The organism is Paenibacillus bovis (assembly GCF_001421015.2).
Classification (GTDB): domain Bacteria; phylum Bacillota; class Bacilli; order Paenibacillales; family Paenibacillaceae; genus Saccharibacillus; species Saccharibacillus bovis.
The window spans coordinates 942706-963978 of sequence record NZ_CP013023.1 but is presented as its reverse complement, the minus strand read 5'-3'; the positions used below and the strand labels follow the sequence as shown (position 1 = coordinate 963978).

General features: G+C 48.4%; 15 protein-coding genes. 4 read left to right on the top strand and 11 right to left on the bottom strand.

Going from position 1 to position 21273, the window contains the following annotated elements; translation table 11 throughout:
- Nucleotides 1-45: 45 nt before the first annotated feature.
- The 5 genes from AR543_RS04165 to AR543_RS04145 all read right to left on the bottom strand — a co-directional run bounded on the left by AR543_RS04165 (nucleotide 46) and on the right by AR543_RS04145 (nucleotide 7788).
- Nucleotides 46-2037, bottom strand: a complete 1992-nt coding sequence (locus AR543_RS04165) for a serine hydrolase domain-containing protein (protein ID WP_060532069.1) — start codon at nucleotides 2035-2037, stop codon at nucleotides 46-48.
- 348 nt (nucleotides 2038-2385) lie between these two features.
- Complete coding sequence (locus AR543_RS04160) at nucleotides 2386-4824, bottom strand: arabinan endo-1,5-alpha-L-arabinosidase AbnB (RefSeq protein ID WP_060532067.1); 2439 nt, start codon at nucleotides 4822-4824, stop codon at nucleotides 2386-2388.
- 440 nt (nucleotides 4825-5264) lie between these two features.
- On the bottom strand, nucleotides 5265-5930 hold the full coding sequence (locus tag AR543_RS04155) for an HAD family hydrolase (RefSeq protein ID WP_060532065.1): 666 nt from the start codon (nucleotides 5928-5930) through the stop codon (nucleotides 5265-5267).
- A 108-nt stretch (nucleotides 5931-6038) separates the two neighbouring features.
- Nucleotides 6039-7124 (bottom strand): C40 family peptidase, encoded by a 1086-nt coding sequence (locus AR543_RS04150; RefSeq protein WP_060532064.1) that lies wholly within the window; start codon nucleotides 7122-7124, stop codon nucleotides 6039-6041.
- 136 nt (nucleotides 7125-7260) lie between these two features.
- The gene (locus AR543_RS04145; RefSeq protein WP_145953888.1) at nucleotides 7261-7788 is read right to left on the bottom strand and encodes a hypothetical protein; all 528 of its coding nucleotides are present in this window, start codon (nucleotides 7786-7788) and stop codon (nucleotides 7261-7263) included.
- A gap of 457 nt (nucleotides 7789-8245) precedes the next feature.
- Between AR543_RS04145 and AR543_RS04140 the strand changes: the two genes are divergently transcribed.
- The gene (locus AR543_RS04140) at nucleotides 8246-8959 is read left to right on the top strand and encodes an AraC family transcriptional regulator (RefSeq protein ID WP_237087973.1); all 714 of its coding nucleotides are present in this window, start codon (nucleotides 8246-8248) and stop codon (nucleotides 8957-8959) included.
- A 39-nt stretch (nucleotides 8960-8998) separates the two neighbouring features.
- Here the strand turns inward: AR543_RS04140 and AR543_RS04135 are convergent, their stop codons facing one another.
- Nucleotides 8999-9775: an AraC family transcriptional regulator gene (locus AR543_RS04135; protein ID WP_060532060.1), complete on the bottom strand. Its 777-nt coding sequence runs from the start codon at nucleotides 9773-9775 to the stop codon at nucleotides 8999-9001.
- A 295-nt stretch (nucleotides 9776-10070) separates the two neighbouring features.
- On the opposite strand from AR543_RS04135, the gene pyk reads away from it, so the two are divergent.
- The gene (gene pyk / locus AR543_RS04130; RefSeq protein WP_060532058.1) at nucleotides 10071-11486 is read left to right on the top strand and encodes a pyruvate kinase; all 1416 of its coding nucleotides are present in this window, start codon (nucleotides 10071-10073) and stop codon (nucleotides 11484-11486) included.
- A gap of 104 nt (nucleotides 11487-11590) precedes the next feature.
- Here the strand turns inward: pyk and AR543_RS04125 are convergent, their stop codons facing one another.
- Nucleotides 11591-13096: a methyl-accepting chemotaxis protein gene (locus AR543_RS04125; protein WP_418304217.1), complete on the bottom strand. Its 1506-nt coding sequence runs from the start codon at nucleotides 13094-13096 to the stop codon at nucleotides 11591-11593.
- 472 nt (nucleotides 13097-13568) lie between these two features.
- On the opposite strand from AR543_RS04125, the gene AR543_RS04120 reads away from it, so the two are divergent.
- Nucleotides 13569-13913, top strand: coding sequence for an MGMT family protein (locus AR543_RS04120; RefSeq protein ID WP_060532054.1), 345 nt, complete (start codon nucleotides 13569-13571; stop codon nucleotides 13911-13913).
- A gap of 145 nt (nucleotides 13914-14058) precedes the next feature.
- Here the strand turns inward: AR543_RS04120 and AR543_RS04115 are convergent, their stop codons facing one another.
- Entirely contained in the window at nucleotides 14059-14379 is a 321-nt protein-coding gene (locus tag AR543_RS04115) for a cupin domain-containing protein (RefSeq protein ID WP_060536626.1), read from the bottom strand.
- A gap of 379 nt (nucleotides 14380-14758) precedes the next feature.
- Complete coding sequence (locus AR543_RS04110; protein WP_060532052.1) at nucleotides 14759-15547, bottom strand: SDR family oxidoreductase; 789 nt, start codon at nucleotides 15545-15547, stop codon at nucleotides 14759-14761.
- 413 nt (nucleotides 15548-15960) lie between these two features.
- Here AR543_RS04110 and AR543_RS04105 point away from each other — a divergent pair, with 413 nt between their 5' ends.
- Nucleotides 15961-17034, top strand: a complete 1074-nt coding sequence (locus AR543_RS04105; protein WP_082472109.1) for an HD-GYP domain-containing protein — start codon at nucleotides 15961-15963, stop codon at nucleotides 17032-17034.
- A gap of 1 nt (nucleotide 17035) precedes the next feature.
- Here AR543_RS04105 and AR543_RS04100 read toward each other — a convergent pair whose 3' ends face one another.
- Nucleotides 17036-20470 (bottom strand): DEAD/DEAH box helicase, encoded by a 3435-nt coding sequence (locus tag AR543_RS04100; RefSeq protein WP_060532048.1) that lies wholly within the window; start codon nucleotides 20468-20470, stop codon nucleotides 17036-17038.
- Nucleotides 20471-20548: 78 nt separating this feature from the next.
- Nucleotides 20549-21127 (bottom strand): MOSC domain-containing protein, encoded by a 579-nt coding sequence (locus tag AR543_RS04095; protein ID WP_060532047.1) that lies wholly within the window; start codon nucleotides 21125-21127, stop codon nucleotides 20549-20551.
- Between the last annotated feature and the right edge of the window lie 146 nt (nucleotides 21128-21273).

Below are 21273 nucleotides of genomic sequence, written 5' to 3'. Positions count from 1 at the left end.
AAGGATTTCCTTTTGCATTTGCGCTTTTTTTGGTTGTTTTATGAATTAGTGTTGGATAGGCAAGGTATAATAATCAAAAGCCTGATCCAACCATGCACTGGCTTCCTGGCGCTTCAACAGCTGTTGGGGACGAAAATCTACTGAGCCGTCAGCGTTGATTTGGGTATCCGGGTCCGTAATACCTTGAGAGACAAGCGCCTTAATTGCTTCGGTAGCCCACGGTTCTGTCTGGTCATTCAGTATAATGTTGAATCGGGGTTCTGCCTGTTTGAGATTCTGGATCATAAACGCTGCTATTTCCCGGGTAATAAGTGTATCCTGCGAATCATTTGGCAATCCGGCGAGCATTTGCTTTCTATTGGGTCCTATCATAAAAGGCTGCCGGTACCATCCATGGGCGCGTAGCAGTATTTCCGAAAATTCACCCTGGGTCATGGTTCCATTCGGATCGAATAGATGAGCAGACTTGCCATGCATAACGTTCAAGGCATGAAGATGGTTAATGTAAGAACGATATTTGCTGTTTGCCGGTACATCGGAGAAAGGCGAATCAACTTTTATTTTCTCCGCATAGGCGACTAGATCAGGCATCCGCATATAATATAAATAAGCTATTTTACCGGCTTTGTCTGTATTAAATGTTAGTTTATTGCCTGCTTCGTCTTCAAATAACAACGGTTCAAGCATATGAAGTATATGTTTGCCTGATGTGCCTGTCTCCAGTATCAATCTTCCGTTGGAATAAGACACTTGGGATCGCAGCGCAGCAATGCGCGTATTCTGATACAATCCTACGTATTTCCTGGCTTGCTGCGCATTTATGATTTTGTGGATCGATTTGTGTGTTTTTGATTTTTGCGGATAATAATGATTCATGAATGCTTCGTATACGTCCAGACTCATCATCGAATCGTTATTATACGACATATACATAGCTGTATTTTTCTCGGGCAGAATAACGACCAGAGAAGAATGTCCGGTTACGTTGCCTCCTTTGACAATAACATGCTGGCCATTCATTTTGTCTTTAAAATAACCTTCAAATCCGATGGTAGTAACCGGGATGTTCTTGGAAGGAAACAATTGATACGTATGCATCTGCTGAATACTTTTGGAGCTGACTATTTTTTTGCCTTTGTACGTTCCTTTGTTCAGATGCATGATAAGATACTGGGCCATATCCTTGGCAGTGGATACCATACCGCCTTCCGGCTTTTCTGTTGGTTTGAATCCTTCCAAAGGTATCCGTTTCCCATCGGGTCCATAATGAGCAGCCATCCGGTTTAACAAGGACGGCGTAAATTGTATACTCGTCGATGACATGCCGAGCGGTTTGAAAATATTCTTTTGCATATATTGCGAATAGGATGTGCCTGCCACCTGGGCTACTGCATATCCTGCCAGCATAAATCCAAAATTGTCATAGGTATAAGCTTCTCCCGGAGGTCTGACCACAGTCGGCATATGGGATTCGATATACGACTTCAGCGGGAAATAGCTGTGCACATATTCCGGATACGATTCATTGGCAATATCCGGTTCATCAAATCCGCCGGAGTAAGTAAGCAAGTCGAACATCGTCAGTTTTTTGCCTGTCGTATTCGGAACTTTGATTCCTCCCAAATACTCCTGAATATCATGATGCAAATTTATTTTCCCCTTGTCCACCAGCTGCATCGCTGCAAGTGCAGTGAATGACTTGGTAACCGAACCGATCTGAAACACCGTGTTCGAATCTACAGGAGTTTTCTTCTCCCTGTCTGCATACCCATAGCCTTTACTCAGCATGACTTTACCATTGGTGACTACAACAAAGTTGGAGCCTACCGTGTTGAATTTCTTCATCTTGTCCGCAAATACCCTGTCTGCGAATTTTTCCAACTCCTCCGCATTTTGCGGCCCCTCCCTGTCTATATGGGAAGAGGTATAGGTTATTACCGGAGCAGCAGCCGAATCGCTGCGTGATGTCATACAGCCGGTCGTGAATATAGAAGACACGAGTATGACGGCAAGACTGGTATACAACATTTTTTTCATGAGTGGTTCTCCTTGAAATGTATTTTGCCGGAGCCTATCTGGCATCACCCAGTATGGCAAAATGGCTGTCATACCCACCAGTTACATTTCGTCATGCATTACATTTCTGAGCCGGTTGTTATGCTGGAGGAGCAGCCATGGCATGAAAGGAGAGTTTCGCGGTTATCTTTTGAGACATATCTTGTAGTCCGGTTGGTTCCAGATCAAAATAGTCGAACCCAAAAAAGCAGAGCTGCTCCGTCTGGTAACGGATCGCTCTGCTTTTAGTATTCCTATGCGGTATGGCAAATTCCTGTCGGTTCGCTATGCTTCAAGTCTGCCGCCGCTGTCCCCTGATCTAACGCAAATTTAATTCGTTGCTTTGACGAGCTGGACAATTTCATCCGGGCTAAGTGCCTGGTTATAGATACGTACATCATCCAGACTGCCTTTCAGATAGGCATCGGCAGCGAAGCGGCTTTTACCCAGATAGGCTTCACGAGTCATAAGATCTTTTGGATTAAAGGTCATCTTGTCGTTTGTGCCGGCCTGTTGTCCATTGAGGAACAATGTGCCTTTATCCCCTGCAATTGTCACCGCGACATGTACCCATTTGCCTTGTGGCAAAGCTGATCCTGTCACAATATTCTGGTCGATATTATTCTGATGGATCGTAAACTGCATTCCGGTTCCCTGCGACGGGGTCAGGAACATAAAGCCGTTCATTCCATTGCCAAAGTCCATAATCCGCTGCCAGGCTGCACCGCCATCCCATTTCACCCAGGCAGCAAACGTAAAGTCCTCGCCATCGGTGACTGTTCCTGGCAGCTGTACATAATCATCCCGGCCATCTAGCGTAATCATGCCGCCACTACCGTATACATTCCGGGTTACGCCATTCATCAGCGTACCGTCGTAATGATTATAGGTGCTGTCTGTTACGGTCGTGCCGGAGGTTTCATCGAATTTGTAATGGCTCAGCAGAGGTCCGCGTCCCTGCTCCAGTACGGTTACTTTGAAATTTTTGTTCTTTTTGGAGCCACCTTTGGTGATTGTGGCGATCAGGGTTACTCTGGCATTGCCTTCACCGGCTGCCGGACGGGTCACCTGTCCGGTATTCGAAATGATCTCCGGCTTGTTCGAGCGCCAGCTGATCTGGGAGCCGCGTGTCCCTTCCAGCGGCAGATTCAGATCGTAGAAGACTCCACTTATATCGCCCAGGCTCAGATCTTCATCCACACTGGAGACGATCTGTTTGTCCTTGACCTGTTCACGCTGACTGCCCCATACGCCAACACCAGACGAAGACAAAGCGGTAAGCGTGAGCACCGTTTTGCCGGAATCGGCATTGGTCTCATGCAGGAATACACCGGTATACGTAACGCCGTTTACTTTGAAAATGCCTGTGTTCTTGCCTTGCAGCTCCCAGGTTCCGCTAACGTCGCCGGTAATCGTACCGTCGCTGTTCAGCTGGGCGGATACGGAATGATGAATATCCGCGCTGATATTTTTGTCCTGTGTAATCCACTGGTAGCTTCCGGCAATCTCATTTTTGCTGATTGCGGCCTGTGGCTGCTGCTCGCCAGCGTAACGATATGGAGCCACGACCGGCCAGCCGTCTTGGTTCATAAACATCTCATGCGTACGCACTTCATGCGCTTCGCCCCGTCCCGGGAAGCGGGAATGGAAAATCAGGAAATAACGTCCGGTCTGTTCATCATAGTAAGCGGAGTTGTGACCTGGCGATACTGCGCCTGCACCCGATCCTTCACCCGGATCGCCAATTTCACGGTCAAACTGGTAGTTGCCGATAATTTTGACACCGTACGGCTCGATCGAATCATCGTCGAACAGCGGCTTGGTTGGATCAGCCTTGACGTTGGTCATCTCATTGCCTGCGGCATCATAAAAAGGTCCATCCGGTGTTTTGGAGCGGATCACACGCAGATTGTATCCCCCAGTCGCATCCAGTCCGCCGAATGACAGGTACATGTAATAATAATCCGTATCCGGGCTGTACATCATATAAGCGCCCTCGATCCGGCTATGATTGCCGCCGATTACCTTTTTGCCATATCCCTGCCCAGGCAGAGGTCGGCCGGTCACCGGGTCCATCTGCATTACGAAAATCCCCCCGGAATATGAGCCGTAGACCATCCACAGCTTGCCGTTTTTATCGAAAAACACATCAGGGTCTACCGCATTCGGATGAACACGCGCATCGTAGATCGTACCGTCTTCACTCTTTTGATCCCACATACCGGATTTCAGGAAAATGCCTTTATCCTTGTACGGGCCTTCAATTTTGTCTGCTACTGCGATCCCCATTGCCGAACGCGGCGAATCGCCTTTGCATGCGTTGTAGTACATATAGAATTTGCCATCCGCCAGCTGGATCACATCAGCAGCCCACAGCGTATCGGTCTGTGCCCAGTCCAAAGCTTCCCGCAGTTCGGTCGTTACATTGGGGATGAGCGGATTGCCGTCGGCTACTCCGGAAGAGATCATATCCCAATTCATTAGATCCTTAGACTTGGCAGAGGCCAGATGGGAGCCGAATATGTAAAAGGTATCTCCCACTTTGATCACAGATGGATCATGAACAGACGCTTCTTTGTACAGGGGTGCAGCTGTGCGGCTGGCCTGAAGAGCTGCCATCTGCTGCTGAACATATCCGGTTGATTGTATATTGATATGGGCCTGCGATGGAGTGACTTCGGATGCGGCAGAGATGCTGCCCGGCAGCAGCAACGCTGTCCCCAAAGCAAGAATCGTTGTTTTGTGCCATAGCGGTTGTCTGGATTTCATTATTTTCTTCCTCTCTGTATATAAATAGGGTGATACTGGAATGCTAATCAAGATGCTTATTTTCCCAGTATCATTAATAAATATGTTTACTTTTTCAAATTAAAACGCTTGCATAAAATAATACATGTTTAGATAGCGCTTACAAATATAATAATTGACTTATTTACAAATAGGCAAGAAATATATTTATATATGTGTATATTATAAATATATTAGTTAAACAAATAGTCGGTTTTGGGTTCCATATCGTTATATGTACAAGTATCATTCGTATTATATTCATACTTTTCCTTGCCGATCTTCACTTCCCTTTTTTCATAAAAAAAGCCCTGCTATCTTGGTCGATAGCAGGCCTCGTATATTTAGAATTCATCTTGTTATAAAGCTGCGAATTAAGCCTAGTGGCAAAGGATTGTCCTGTATTATCCTTGCGGTATACTCTACTCTGCAGCAAGCGTACGATGTTCTATCTGCTGCTGCAGATAATCCATAAGTTGTGCTACCGATGTAAACAGCTGATCCGGCTGTGCTTTGCGCAGTTCCTGCTCATCTCCTGCCGGTGCCCAGCAGGCAGAGGCAACAGGGATGCCTGCTTCACGCGCAGCCTGTATATCTCCCGGCTTGTCTCCGATATATAATGCTTCGCCGGCAGGAATGCCTAACTGCTCCAGTACATTCCGTATCCCCTCTGGCTTAATCTCTTTCTCGGCTATTCCGTTCTCCACTACTTCAAAATACGAAGCAATACCGAACTGATGCAGCGTATAATCACTGGTCGGCTTGCTTTTGCCGGTTACCATTGCAATGTGTATGCCCTGATTTCTCGCCCATGACAGCAGCTCACGAATACCTTCAAATGGTGCCGGACAGATCGCATCATGCATTTCCTTATAGCACTGAATATAATCATGCAGCGCTTCTTCCCGGTGATCCTGGAGCAAAGCGCGGATAATTCCTTTTTCCGACGGGCCAAAAGCATCCATAATCTCCTGGTCGCTGATCTTCCTGCCTGCCCACGGTTCCAGCGCCTGGTGGAAAGCTTCCAGACAAAGCGGTTCGGTATTGCCAATCGTTCCATCCAGATCAAAAATAAGGCATGTAATCATGTCATGACCTCCTTGTACTGTGGAAGTATATTACCCTGATTACATGCCAATTATGACAATAGTGATGTATAAAGTTGTGGTTATTTCTGCGCTTGTACTGGCTGTGTATCAGTTGAGATAATGACGTGCTCCCGCAAATTCTTTTTTATAAGCAGGGGTATCCACCGAGATAATCTCGACCGTTTTGCCTGCTTTTGGAGAATGCATCATTTTGCCGTCTCCGATATACATGGATACATGATGTACACTGCCTTTGCCATTATCATGCGCGAAGAACATCAGGTCGCCCGGCTGCATATCGTTCCAGCTTACCGGTGTGCCTTCTTTGATCTGGGCGGAAGCATCGCGCGGCAGAGCAATCCCGTGGAAACTGTACAATGTAGAAGTAAACCCGGAACAGTCAAATCCATACGCGGAGATACCTGCCCATAGATACGGCAGGCCGAGGAACTGCTTGCCTGTCTGAACAAGCTCTGCTCCGGTCGGCGCAGGGATATCGGATAATTGGTCATATACATCCACATCCTGCTTGCGCAGCCAGGCGGTACCGTTATCCGGCGTGTGCACCTGCAGCCAGCTGGCTTCGGTTGCTACGACCGGCAGACGCGTATTGAAGCTTAGCGTCAGCAGGCTGCTTTTGCGATCCGTATCATATAATTTGGCTGTCTTGGCACTGACGATAGCTACCGGACATTTGCTGTAGGCAGCACCTGTAGTCGTTGTAAGAATCTGCTTGCGTGGGAGCCAGCCTGGATAACCGTATTTGCTGCGTGGTGTGGATTGTCCGATCACAGCGACATACGCCCAGTCTCCCCGGACTTTCAGCAGACGAACCTCCTGTCCGTACAGTGCCTGTGTTTCTGTTTTGCCGGTCAGCCAGCGGCGTTGATCGGCTGTAGCCATATTGGCTGTCCACTTCTCCATATTGACCGGATTGGATAGTGACGGAGCGTCCAGCTGACGTGCCAGACCCGGCTCTGTCCACAGGGTAGCTACAGCGACATTGACGTAATGCTTGCGTGCAGTCTGATTCACGGTACAGTCCTCTTTTGCTGCAGAATTGGATGTGGATGCTGCCGAGGTATAGCCTGCAGTTGTCCATGCAGCCAGCATCAGCAGACAGACAGAGAGCAGCAGCATAACACCTGCCCAGCGCCCCTTGCGTCGGATCATCGTAGTCGAGCTATTGTTCATAGAAGTAATCTCCTTCGGGTTTTACGTACGGTGTATAGCCATATGCAGAACCCGGATTCCATTTTTTGTATTATTTTAACATAGTGGATAGAGTGACAGTTGGTATTCCACAATAAAATTCGTTATTGGTGATCATTTATTGTTTGCGCCGCAATTCCTCTTCCAGATCTTCGTCAAAGCGAATGCACTGGATCAATTGGAATATGGTGGCCAGACCCAGAGCCCCCCATATGCCGGAAGTATCTACGCCCGGCTGAATCTCTGACAGCGTGTAGAGCAGAATCGTATTGCGCACAATAGCAATCACCTGGGTCTGCCAGAACTTCAGACTGCGTCGCAGCAGCGGATATACATACTCTACTGTAGCTGGCTGTACATAGAGCGCGAGTAAAAATAGACCTGCTACCGTCCAGACAGAATAGATCAGTGCGCTGTCCCTTCCATCAAACCGGATCAGGTGAACCAGTGAACCCAGGTAGAAAAAGGCATACGCTGCAAAAGAAGCTCCTGCTACGACAACGACCAATCCGAGCGAGATCATTATCGCCATAGACAGACGATCGAACAGACTCGAAGGGCGGAACATCTTTTCCAGCGGATCCACCGGTTGGCTGGATTCCGGATCACGCCGCGGAGAGCGGACAAATTTGAAATAGGAATACATACAGATCAGCATAAATACGATTACGCAGGTGATTAGCAGGTTCTTCTCGATATGCTTCCGCTCCCTTCTGATAATAATCCAATACTGATCTGATCACGGAATAATATGTATTTCATACTATCATAAACCCCTTCTTCTTTCCTCTATACCGGCCAATCCTTTTTGTCCAATTACCGAGCATTTTCTGCAAATCAGTATGTTTCTTCACTCTAATCATTTCATGTCATAATGCAAGTTACTTTATTATGATGAGGCTTCTAAATCATCGCATAACCTGTCATAATATAAATATAATTGATCGTTGTCAGGAAAGGAATCTTTATACTATGCCGCTTAATCATACTATTTATACACATTCCGATGCTCACCAGCCACTGGATCTTCATCTGCTTTTTTTCGGCAAGGAAGAATGCTTGCCCGGTCATGCAGGGGGCCCGGTATACGGGATGCTTACATTTTGCATTATATTCATGGAGGAACCGGCATACTACGAATGGGAGAGAATCAGTATACACTGCGCGCGGGTCAGGGATTCTTGATTCCGCCGGATACGATTGTGCAGTACGAGGCAGATCCGGACGACCCCTGGGTATATTCCTGGATCGGCTTCCGTGGTCTGCAGGCACTATCGCTGATGGAACGGGCACAACTTACCGTATCAGCTCCCGTCTACCGGATGCATCATGAATCCATATTCAGCAGCTTCTATGAGCTGCTGCTGGAGACAGCCAATCAGCCTGCCGGAGATATCCAGGCCCAGGGTATCCTTTATCAGCTGATGTATACGCTGATTGCCCGTCTGCCGGTAAAACCAGCTGCCACCAACCACTCCCGCTCCAAGGAATCACATATCCGCCAGGCGATCGAATATATCGAGAACAGCTACAGCCAGAAGATCAGCGTAATGGATATTTCGCAGGCAGCAGGTCTGGATCGTACCTATCTGTCCAGTCTGTTCAAAGCCCGGTTTGGCATGTCCCTTCAGGCATTTATGCTGGAGTACCGAATGAATCGCGCTGTAGAGCTACTGTACCATACCGATCTGTCAGTCAGTGAAGTCTCTCGTTCGGTCGGCTACGAAGATCCTTTTCTGTTCTCCAAAATGTTCAAAAAAATCAAAGGCGCTTCTCCGCGTCGTCTGCGCGAGGAACTGCTGCAGACCGGACCTTGAGCTAATCAGCTATCCGGCTTTATCGTAAAATACAGCTGCCTACAGAATAGACGGACGATCATGCATCATTTCTGCGGGAGGCACTCCCATTTTACGCTTGAAGATCCGGTAAAAGTACGACAATTCCTGATAACCCAAAAATTCGGCAATCTCGGCGATCGTCAGTTGGGATTCGGCCAGCATATACACTGCTCGCTTCATTCGCTGATCATGGACATATTCGCTGATAGTCTGACCGGTTATATTTTTGAACAGCGAAGCCGCATAATTGGGGGTTCGCTGGATAAGTTCTCCCAGATGCTCCTTGGTAATGCGACGGCTATAATTTTGCTGAATATGCTGCTTCATCGTATCGACCAGACGCTGCTTGTCCTCGCGGATAATACCTCGATCATATTCGCGGTTCAGTTCGACGAACAGCTGTACCAGCATCGAATCTGCCAGTAGCCGGTAATACGGCGGCTTATCCCACCACTGTATAGCAATATGCCGGAGACGGTCATGATACAGATCGTAGCCGCCCGGCTTGATCTGCAGTAGATCCCTACTTTTCAGCAGAGGAAGTATATCCTGCTGCACCTTAAAACGGATCACCTGCTTGGTATGTACACGGGTAGGAACGCTTTTGCCATAATAGGCAGAGCCCGGCGGAATCAGCAGCAGTTCTCCTTTATCCAGAATCCGCTTTTGTCCGTTTACCCAGTACACACAATTGCCATATGTAATCAGCACCAGACAGTATTCGTTATCACCCAGATGCTGTTCTTCATACCAATCCATTTGATGCTGTTCCTGCACCTCCAGCACTTCCAGCATATGCTGCACCTCCCTGTCTGGCATAGGATTTGACTCTTTATTTCCAACACCCTGAGTTTTAGCTGCATTTTCCCGTAAAATGAGCTTTATCCTTATCTCTAAATCATACTATAGTACATTGATTGTACAATAGTTCATAGATACCTGTGTATGTTACAGATACAATGAATTATATACTACAGGTTGCCGGATAAAAGTCCTCCACGCATGGCAGGACACACGGGATATTCGGACAGCCGCTATTACGACAGGGCTGATCCCTACACCAGCCTGCATACTCAAGGAGGATTATTCAATGTTAAGAACCAAAATTATCTGTACTATGGGACCTGCTTGTGACTCAATCGAAATGCTCAAGGAAATGATCAAGGCCGGTATGACTGTGGCTCGTCTGAATATGGCTCATGGCGAGTTGGAAGATCACGTAATGCGTATCCGCAATGTACGCCAGGCTGCTGCCGAGCTGAATACATTTGTACCGATTATGATGGATATCAAAGGACCCGAAGTACGTATCGGCAAACTCAAAGAAGCTTCTTTTGAACTGCGTACCGGCAATCAGCTGATCCTGACGACCGAAGAAATTCTGGGTGATGCCGAACGTATCGGTGTTAACTATCCGCAGCTGAACCAGGATGTTCACGCCGGTGACCGTATCCTGCTGGATGATGGTCTGATTGATCTGACTGTACGTGAAGTTCGCGACAGCGAGATTGTATGTGATATCGTGAGCGGCGGTACGATCAAGCCGCGTAAAGGTGTCAATCTGCCGGGTATCCACACTTCTCTGCCGGGCGTTACCGAGCGTGACGTGATGCATATTCATTTTGGACTGGAACAACATATCGAGATGATCGCGGCTTCCTTTGTCCGCAAAGGTGATGATATCCGTGAAATCCGTGATATTTTGGCGAAAAACAATGCTGAAGATGTACAGATTTATTCCAAAATCGAGAATGCCGAAGGTATGGAAAACCTCGATGATATTATCGAAGCTTCTGACGGTATCATGGTAGCGCGCGGTGATCTGGGTGTCGAAGTACCGATCCAGGACGTACCGGCTCTGCAAAAAGAAATGATCGACAAATGTAATGTAGCTGGCAAGCCGGTTATCGTCGCTACCCATATGCTGGAATCCATGCAGGTAAATCCGCGTCCTACCCGTTCCGAAGTCAGTGACGTTGCGAATGCTGTTCTTCAGGGTGCCGATGTAATCATGCTGTCCGGCGAATCCGCTGCCGGTAAATATCCGGTACAATCGGTACAGACGATGGCAGCTGTAGCCAAACGTGCCGAGAGCATGCTGGATTACCAGGAGCAGTTCTCCCGCAAAAGAGCACTGCAATCCACCAATATTACCGAAGTAATCAGCCAGGGCGCTGTTAGTGCATCGCTGGAACTGAACGCCAAAGCGATCATTATCTCGACCGAGAGCGGATTTACTGCCCGTATGATCTCCAAGTATCGTCCAAGCGCTCCGATCATCGCCGTTACCCATAACGATGCGGTACTGAACAAGGTGTGCCTGCTGTCCGGGGTTATTCCGGTCAAAGGTGAAGCCGTATCCAGCACGGATGAAATGTTCGAATCGGCAATCCGCAATGCGGTAACTACAGGTCATATCTGTGCGGGCGATATCGTTGTTCTGTCTGCCGGTGTACCGATCGGTCAATCCGGTAATACCAACCTGCTCAAAATCCAGCAAGTATAAATGACTGCCTGCAGTCTCCATATATAGCAACAAGCCCCGAATCAATATAGATGATTCGGGGCTTGTTGCTATTTAAAGTAGAATTGGATAGTAAGCAGGCATGATTAGATTTTTCGTGCGTACTCCACCAGGGATTGGGACATATGATTAATCTCATCCATTGACGCATTCAGCTGCTGGGTCAGTGCTGCCTGCGACTGGGTCAGCGTCGTCATGTTGGCGATCTGATCCAGAATCTCTTCGATCTGGTCTTTCATCTCGGTCAGGCTGCTTTCGATATTCTCTGTAGCATCTGCACTATGAATTGCCAGCTTGCGCACTTCATCCGCAACAACCGAGAATCCTCTTCCATATTCACCAGCCCTCGCGGCTTCGATCGAAGCATTCAAGCCCAGCATATTGGTCTGGTTGGCAATTTCACGGATAAAGGTGGAGATGTTTTTGGTTTCTTCTGCGCTATTCTGTGCTTTGTGTGCAGCTTCGGTAGAATGCTCCTGTGCACTCGCCAGATCCTGTGCCTGTCCGGTGACCGAATTGATCGCCGTCGACATTTCACCGATTGATTGGGACAACTGTGACATACGCGAAGTCATTGCTTCAACGACATCGTTTTTGTTTTTCTCATACGTAATATCGCGGATCGTGCCAGCTACACGCAGTGGTGCCCCCTGAGCATCCCGCAGTGTTGTACCTCCTGCATGATACCAGCGGTATTCGCCGCTTTTGAGCTGCAGACGATAATCGATAGCAAATGGCGTGCGTCCGGTATGGTCATTCAAATGCGCTGCAAAAGCGTTCAATGCTTCTTCTTTATCTTCCGGATGCAGACGATCGCTCCAGCTGCTCAGTACATTCGGGAAATCACGCTCATCCTGGAAGCCCAGAGCCTGACGGAATTGCGGAGACCACCAGAATTCGTTGTTCGGGTTGACCGGATCGCCGGCTTCCACCTGCATATCCCATGGCGCTTCTACCAGTGCCTTGTTGATCAGATCGTACCGGTTTACCAGAGCCTGCAATTCTTCGTCCTTGAGTCTTCGTTCGTGCACATCAAACAGCGCTCCGGCTACACGCAGAGGCACTCCGCTATGATCACGAATCGTTGTACCGGTCGCACGATACCAGCGGTAGGTGCCATTTTTCAATTGAAGACGGTATTCGATATCATAAGGCGTTTTGCCGCTATGATCGAGCAGATGATTCACAAGTGCTGCCAGTACCCATTCCTGATCATCTGGATGCAGACGAGAAGCCCAGCTATCCAGTACATTTGGGAACTCTTGCTCATTGTGATAACCCAGCATATTACGGAATTCATCGGTCCAGGTAAAAGCATTATTCGGGTTAACCGGATCGCCAGCTTCCACTTCCATGTCCCACAATCCCACATGAATCGCTTTGGTTACCAGATCCATCCGCATTTTTACATCATTTTTTTCGGATTGTACAGCGAGCAAGGCTTCATTGATATTGCTTACGATTTCCAGCATCGTAGCATCTGCGCTTTGCAGTTGCAGCTGCGCCGAAGATTTGCGGGCATCTGTTGCCAGACGGCGGCTTGCTTCAAGCAGTTCGTTCATGGATACATGATTACGTTTTGCAGTAAAAATAGACATTGATTAGCTCCTTTATGCAGACCATTACTCTGCTCATCCTGTAATACGGCATTCGCTACCGCTGGCTTTCCTTTTCCAAAAAATAATTCGTATCCGCTGTTAAATGATTCCTTAGAATTAGTCTTTTCGAATTACTCTAATTCTATTCTCGTAATTATTCGGCAAAATATTATAAGTCTTTGTACCCATTATTCGACTTTATATAACATTTTCCGATCAAAATATAAAAATTTTATTTAATTCTTGTTAAAAATTATGTATTCCATATTCCAGCTTCCAATTTTGACGCAGATATCCGACAGTCAATGATTCTGTTCATCCGGAAATGGTACAATCCAATCAGGAGTGTCAGCATGAAGGATCGTTTGGAAAATAAAGTAGATCTACTGGTGAAATGGACAGGGAACATATACTTTGCCAAAGGAACCTATAAGAATGTATACGTAACCGGAAAGGAAGAGATGACATGCAGCCATTTACCGAGAGAGCCGTACATATTATTCGCTCTATTCCTGCAGGCAAGGTGATGACCTATGGACAGGTAGCCGCAGCGGCAGGTAGTCCGCGTGCTGCCAGACAGATCGTTCGAATTTTGCATTCCATGAGCCGCAAATATCGTTTGCCTTGGCATCGCGTTGTTAACAAGTACGGTGAAATTGCTGTAAAAGAAGAAGAATCCAGCTTTGAACAACGTGCCCTGCTGGAGGAGGAAGGCGTAATTTTTAATGGCGAACGGCGAATAGATCTGGTCACCTATAGCTACTGGCCATCGGATGAAGAACCTAACCATTCTACCCAGGAACATTCATGAACAGCCTGTATGCAGCGTACACCCAATACAAACGCCAAACTGCACAGCAAAAAAGCAGTGGGTAAGAACAATATTCAGCTGCATCTATGCATCAGAATATCGTTCTTATCCACTGCCTGTTTATTTATAATGTGGTTTTCCCAACTTACACGGTTCTGACAATATCCTCACGCACTGGAGTAAATGTATCCAGAAGGATGCCAGGAGCCAGCGCACGGGCAGAATGAACCGCACCAGCCGGAATATTCAGCGCTTTGCCTGCACTCAGCTCATAGGCTTTACCGTCGATCACAAAGCGGAACAGTCCTTTCATACAGTAAGTCATCTGCTCATGCGGATGCGAATGCTCGGCACTCTGCGCACCGGCTTCAAAGTGGACTTCCATCATCATCAAAGACGTTCCCGGTTCAAATACTTTACGTCGTACCCCCGGCTCCACCAATTCCCAGATTCCAATATTACTCAAGCTCGTGTTTATCATTTCTTACATCTCCTCCTTGTTTGTTAGTATGTTGTACATTAACTCAACAGCAGGTGTTATATTTAAAAGCTCCGATTCATGTGATACATATTGTACCACTTTTTTGAAACAAAGAAACAGTGTATACTTTCACAAAAAATAAAATAATAAAGTAGTTACTTTTTACCATTATTCTTGGAAAAAGTCGATTTTTATCGTTTTCAAAGCCAAAAAGGCCGGTAAATACGATCACCGGCCTTTTTTATATCACATTATCCCACAGATATGACACATTATTGTCACATATATAAAAGTATACTAATCTTTTGTTTGCCAAATTGTAAGGGTTAATTCTCAACAAAGTTCCAGTCTTCGCAAAAGTATATCAATACGCCCGGATCGTTCCTCCATCTACCAGCAGGGATTGTCCAGTCACATACGTATTGGCAAAGGAGCCGTAAAAAGCAACCATCCGGCCGAATTCTTCGGGTGTACCCAATCGTCCCAGTGGAATCTGGCGCAGCGATTCGGTCTGTATTTCTTCGATTGCACGCTGTTCCATGTCGGCGCGCTTCTGGTCCAGCTCCATAATGCGCTCGGTTGCTATACGGCCCGGTGCTACCGTATTGATCAGGATATGATCGGCTGCATATTCCGAAGCCAGACTTTTGGTGAGTGCCTGAATGCCGGCACGGAATATATTGGAGAGGATCAATCCATCAATGGGCTGCTTGACCGAAGAAGAAGCGATATTTACGATTCGTCCGCCACCTGCTGCCTGAAGAGAAGGAATTGCTGCACGGATCAGCCGGATCGTACTGAGCAGATTCTTCTCGAACGCACTTTGCCACTGCGCATCATCCATATCTGCAAACGTCCCGGCAGGAGGTCCGCCTGCATTGGTTACCAGCACATCGAGCCGTCCATATTTGTCCAGCGCACTCCGGGTTCCCTGCTCGATCTGTTCCGGATCACTGACATCCATACGGACCGTATGTACCTGCTGTCCGGTAGCTGCCTCAATCTCCTTTGCCGCTTTTGTCAGATGCTCCATACTGCGGCTGGCTATCGTCACCAGTGCGCCTTCTCTGGCGAACTCCAGTGCACTTGCCTTTCCGAGACCTTTGCTGCCTGCTGCCACAAATACCGATTTTCCATATAATCCGAGTTCCATGCTTATTCCTCCTGTTCGTATTGTGCATTTTAATAAAGAATAACTATCCAATTTCTGTATAATCCGCTTCCAAAAACAGCAGATTTTCCGTTATTTATTATGAAAATGAGAACATACGAGCGTTTAATCGTTTCGATTTCCATTCGCCTATCTGAACTTCCAATACTAGCTCTGTCGTATTTTACAAATACGTCCTATAATTATTATAAATTTGTGAAGAAATGACGATATACTTTATATACTGTCCGCATACATGCCCTTACTTTTGCACTCATCCACATACATAGTCATTCTACGGCAGTTTATACGGAAGTGAATCATGTGGCCAGTGCCGACTAATGAGTGGCTAACTCCAGAACAGATGGAAGTGACAAATATTGAGGCTATTACCTATCACCTCGCTCCAGCCAGGGATGCGACTCGCAAAAAAAATATATAATGATGATGGCGTTGTTCTTCTCTCCGAGGGGGTAGAACTGACCTCCGGCATTATTCGCAAGCTATATAACCATGGTCTGGACTATATCTATATTCAGGATAAAGATACGGATGATGTAATTGTCCGCGATATTGTCTCCCCGGATACCAAACGCCAAGCACTACGCGAGATCCGTACACATTTTCGGAGTCTCGCTGATCCAGCGTTTCAAAAAGCAACCTATCCGATTATCGGCAAGTCCTTTGCCGGCATTATCGATACGATTATCAGTGAGATCAGTGCCGACCCGGAAGTTATGGTTATGCTGATGAGCATGCATACCAAGGACAACTATCTGTATTACCACTCGCTCAATGTATGCATCTACACGCTGCTGCTGGGAAAAGTACATGGTTACTCCCAGGAGGAAATGAAGGTGCTGGGTATCGGCTCTCTCCTGCATGATGTAGGCAAAGCCTATATCCCGAACGAAGTGCTGTTCAAGCCGGGCAGACTGACCGATGCAGAGTATAATATCATCAAGCTTCACACCGAGTACGGCTACAAAATGCTAAAAGACGAGCCTGGCATCCCGCTGCTGGCTGCGCACTGCGCCTACCAGCATCATGAACGGCTCAACGGCAGCGGTTATCCACGCGGCCTGCAAGAACACGAAATTCATGAATATGCCAAATGGATCGGTATTGCCGACTCCTACGATGCGCTGACGACCAGCCGGGTTTATCGCGCGGCCATGCTGCCTCATGAAGCGCTGGAAGTACTGTATTCCGGCTCTGGCAGTCTGTACGACAAGGACATGCTGGCGATCTTCAAAAGCCGGATTGCTATTTATCCAATTGGTCTTACCGTCACGCTGAGCAATGGCTTGAAAGGCGTGGTCGTGCATATTCATTCCGCGATTCCACAGCGCCCGATTGTACGCATTTTGTATAACGAAGCCGGTGAACGGATCATGGCACCTTTTGATATGGATTTGCTGGCGCACCATACCGTAATGGTGACCGCGGTAGAAGGCATGAACGCCCATATGCCTGCCCCTATCACTTGAACTAAATCATCAGTAGTTCCCGGATATCCTGCTCGGTCAGCACAGGCGTTGCACTTTGACCGGGTTGGATAATTTCGTCGATCAAATCTTTTTTGCTCTGCTGCAATTCCAGCATTTTCTCCTCTACCGTTCCTCTGGCTACCATGCGAATGACCTGCACCCGATTCTGTTGCCCCATCCGGTGTGCCCGGTCAGCCGCCTGTTCCTCTACAGCCGGATTCCACCACAGGTCATACAGTATTACCGTATCGGCTCCCGTCAGATTCAGTCCGGTTCCTCCCGCTTTGAGTGAAATCAGGAACACATCCTGCTCTCCTTCGTTAAATCTTCGGCACAATTCCACCCGCTCTGCTGAAGGCGTAGACCCATCCAGATAAAAATAAGGCACATTGTACTGACGCAGTTCTTCGCGAATACGGGATAACATGCCTGTAAACTGGGAGAAGACGAGTATTCGTTTGCCGGCATCCCGGTAATCGTTCACAATCTCCAGCAGCTGTGCCAGTTTGGCAGAGCCTCCTTCATAATCCTGTACAAATAGACCGGGATGACAGCAGATCTGGCGCAGACGGGTGAGGCCGGCCAGTATACGAATCTGGTATTCAGCAAAATTTTTCTCATACAGATGCTCCAGGGCATCCTGCTGCAGCTGTGCCAGATAAGCGGCATAGATTTTTTTCTGTTCGGGCAGCAGCTCGGATACATGCGTCGTCTCCAGCTTGTCCGGTAATTCTTTTAATACGTCTGATTTCATCCGTCTCAGTATAAATGGACGGACCCGCTTGGCAATCGTGCGAGCTTCCAGATCGGCAAATTCCTTGCGCGTACCGAGCAGTCCTGGCATAATCACATGCATAATCGACCACAGTTCATAGATGGAATTTTCGATAGGTGTACCGGTCAGCGCAAATCGGTGTCGTGCCTGAATCTGCTTGACCGCACGGGCCGTCTGGGTGAGTGCATTTTTGAAAGACTGCGCTTCATCCAGAATCATCGTATGAAATGAACCCTGCCCGGCATATTCCATATCCCGGCGCAGCAGTGGATAGGACGTAATAATAACATCTGACTCCAATCCACTATTGTCCGAGCGATGGATCTCCTGCCACTGCTGCTGACGCTGCATTCGGCTGCCATCGATAATCGTCGTACGAATATCGGGCGCAAAGCGGCGGAATTCATACTGCCAGTTGTACGTTAGCGAAGCAGGCGCCACAATAATTGCCGGCTCGCCGCTACTGCGAATCTCCGATAATACCGAAGCGATAAAAGTAATACTTTGCAGCGTCTTGCCCAGCCCCATATCATCTGCCAGAATACCGCCAAATCCATAATGCGCCAGCGTCCGCAGCCATTGATAGCCATACTGCTGATAATCCCGCAGAATCGGTGCCAGCGATGGCGGAACAGGCGCATCATACAGATCGGGATGGCGGATACTTTCCAGCAGTTTTCTTACCGAACGGTCAAAGCAAAACACTTCATTCTGATCTGCGGCATCGAGCGCTTCCAGTCCATGGATAACCGGGATGCGAAACAGTACTCCGTCTTCGAGGGCTTGTTCATCAGGAGGCAGTGCCATACCCGTACGGCGGATAAAGTCAGCTGCCTGCCGAAACTGCTCGTCTTCCAGCGGCAAAAAGGCTCCTGTAGGCAGACGATAATATCGGCGCTGCTCCTGCAGCGATTTGAGCACCTGGATAATAGCCGATTCCGGAATACCATCCAGTTCAAATTTGAATTCCAGCCAGTCATGACGGGAATCCGTGTGCACAGTAATGCGCGGCGCAGCGAGCGGGTCCTGGATTCTCGATTTCACTACAGAAGTGGCATAGATCTTGACCAGCTGCTCCAGACGGGGGACGATATGATACAGGAACTCATACTCCGCCTCTTCATCGGTGAGGAAATAACCGCCCTCGGTAGCAGCAAAAGAAGCTTCGTCCATCAGCTTCAGAATTTCTTCTTCTTTTTCGCCATCACGCAGCAGGATTCGTTCGTCCTCCTGTGCCGGTGTAGGATTCAGCGGATTAATAATGACGTCGCCATATTGGAACTCCAAACCTGCCAGCAGCCGGTCGCGTACACGGTCGAGATACAGTCTTGCCTGCAGCGGGGTCTGTACGACAATCTCCGATACCCGGCGGGTCATCTGGACATTACCCAGTCGGGTGAGTCCCGGAATAACCTGCTGTACCAGCGATTCCAGCTGCTCCGGTGGAATAAGAAGCCGGTGCTGCTCAGTATTCGAAGCTGCCAGCAGCTGCTGCAGTCCGCTTAACCGGCGGCAATCCTCTTCATTGAGCGAGATAAATTCACCGTTATACATAACCATTCCATACGATTCCAGCACGATCATCTGCTGAATCCCCTCTACACGCAGCTGATACATCGTATCCACTGCAAAGCGACCGCGGGAGGACGCAGGTAGCTGGCTCGCAGTCGCTCCTGGCTCTTTTCCCTCATTCAGAAGATCCAGTTCAAAATACAGCGGCAGTGGTCCCAAATGATGGGTGATACCTTCAAACGTCTGCTCCTGATATTCCAGCCGGGCGACTGGTGCATGCCCAATCGCCTGCAGCAGATGGGGCCAATGGGATACCGGGATGATCAGCATTCGCTGGTTGGGCTGACCTGCTACACCAGGCGCCGAACGGCGGCTACTTTTACCTTTCCCTGCCCATTGGTCTATCGACTGATCCGGCTGTTCATCGCGCTGAATCAGCAGCAGCTGCCGGATAACTTCATCATCTTCCCGGCTAAAGCTATGCAGCTCCGGATCATAGGTGAATCGTGCCGAGAATACGTAGCTTCTCCGGCTGCGCACACATTCCAGAAATTCATGAATATGCTGCACAACATAAGGACGCTTCAGTCCTGCTTTCATTTCCAGACCAAGCCGGTATTGTCCATTGCCATAAGCAACAGGTCGGCAGATCCATTCCACCTGCAATGCCGTACGAGTCTCAAAGTAGGTTCTTCGGCCGCCAGGTCGTCTGGGCGGGCTTGTGAACAGACTGAGTAGTTCCTCGGCCAGCTGGTTGTCTTTGCCCTCGTCGGCAGGAACCGGCAGCTTGTCCGGCTCCGGATTGACTGCTGCTCCTACAGAGCCTGCGGTATGCAAAAGCGGCGGCATGCCCAGCTCTCCCGACTCATAGACATGAATCATCACCGCTGCCACATGCTGGCAGTAGGCGGTATAGGAAGCCAGCGATGGGCAGGTACAATGCGCATGTGCCTTGCCTGCTTCATCAAAATGCAAATGCACCTGCTCCTGCTGATTCGCCCGAATCTGCACGCTAGCTTCATATTGTCTCCGATGATCATCGTAACGGGTAAAAGACACCTTTCCCGAACGATAATAAGCCATTCCTTTGTTGTAGGCAGTTTGGCCGCACCATCGCTGAATAGCAGGCAGATTAAATTCAGTACTCATGGGCTTCCTCCTGTCCGGCTGGTTGATTCAGCCTGTTTTGCCGTGCAATAGTTTCCGTTTCAGGATCATCACCACGCCTCATAAATGGGCGGTGATGATCTGTATAGTATCTCCCTGGCGAATCATACCTTCCCGCTCTACCGAGCAGACGATACCGCGACGTTTTTTGGCGGCTGGCATAAACCGGGAAGCCACTCCTGGCTGTTCGAGGATACTTTCTATCATTTTGGCAGGCTTGCGGCAGGGTACATTTTCCCCTTCACAGATCAGACCGGTTCCATCTGGAAATAACAGCCTTGCTCCTGCAGGCAGCAGGGTCAGCTGCTCCAGTCCGCGTATCATCAGATTGGCACCAAGCCACTCCGGCCGTATCTCCGGCAGATTCATACGCTGCGCAATCTCCAGACATTCTTCGTAGGAAACGATACTGATCTGGCGGCGATTCGCAATCATTGTGCCGCGTTTGTATATTTTCTGACGAGCATCTGCACGGCGCAGCAGTCCATAATGCCGATCGCCTGGAATTCCGGCCAGCTCGACCGGAATCTCCGGCAACGCGCGTGTCACAAAGCTGCCTTTTGTATCTGCAACCAACACACTTTCTACGGTAATCGATTGGGTAGATTCTATCCACGAAATGGATGGGTTCTGGCTCATGAAGTTTCTCCTTTGATCGTGACCATAATAGTCCGTTTATCGCTTCTTCGATTATGACATACCCGGCAGACCATTCACCAGACACAACCTCTTTTACAGACAAAAGCCTGTGTGCACCTCAAATCATTGCTGCAGCCCAAATTGCA

Excerpts from the sequence above, each read along its gene's own strand:
- AR543_RS04165 (WP_060532069.1), bottom strand. The coding sequence starts at position 2,037 with ATGAAAAAAATGTTGTATACCAGTCTTGCCGTCATACTCGTGTCTTCT.
- AR543_RS04160 (WP_060532067.1), bottom strand. The coding sequence starts at position 4,824 with ATGAAATCCAGACAACCGCTATGGCACAAAACAACGATTCTTGCTTTG.
- AR543_RS04155 (WP_060532065.1), bottom strand. The coding sequence starts at position 5,930 with ATGATTACATGCCTTATTTTTGATCTGGATGGAACGATTGGCAATACC.
- AR543_RS04150 (WP_060532064.1), bottom strand. The coding sequence starts at position 7,124 with ATGAACAATAGCTCGACTACGATGATCCGACGCAAGGGGCGCTGGGCA.
- AR543_RS04145 (WP_145953888.1), bottom strand. The coding sequence starts at position 7,788 with ATGTATTCCTATTTCAAATTTGTCCGCTCTCCGCGGCGTGATCCGGAA.
- AR543_RS04135 (WP_060532060.1), bottom strand. The coding sequence starts at position 9,775 with ATGCTGGAAGTGCTGGAGGTGCAGGAACAGCATCAAATGGATTGGTAT.
- pyk (WP_060532058.1), top strand. The coding sequence starts at position 10,071 with ATGTTAAGAACCAAAATTATCTGTACTATGGGACCTGCTTGTGACTCA.
- AR543_RS04120 (WP_060532054.1), top strand. The coding sequence starts at position 13,569 with ATGCAGCCATTTACCGAGAGAGCCGTACATATTATTCGCTCTATTCCT.
- AR543_RS04110 (WP_060532052.1), bottom strand. The coding sequence starts at position 15,547 with ATGGAACTCGGATTATATGGAAAATCGGTATTTGTGGCAGCAGGCAGC.
- AR543_RS04105 (WP_082472109.1), top strand. The coding sequence starts at position 15,961 with ATGCGACTCGCAAAAAAAATATATAATGATGATGGCGTTGTTCTTCTC.
- AR543_RS04100 (WP_060532048.1), bottom strand. The coding sequence starts at position 20,470 with ATGAGTACTGAATTTAATCTGCCTGCTATTCAGCGATGGTGCGGCCAA.
- AR543_RS04095 (WP_060532047.1), bottom strand. The coding sequence starts at position 21,127 with ATGAGCCAGAACCCATCCATTTCGTGGATAGAATCTACCCAATCGATT.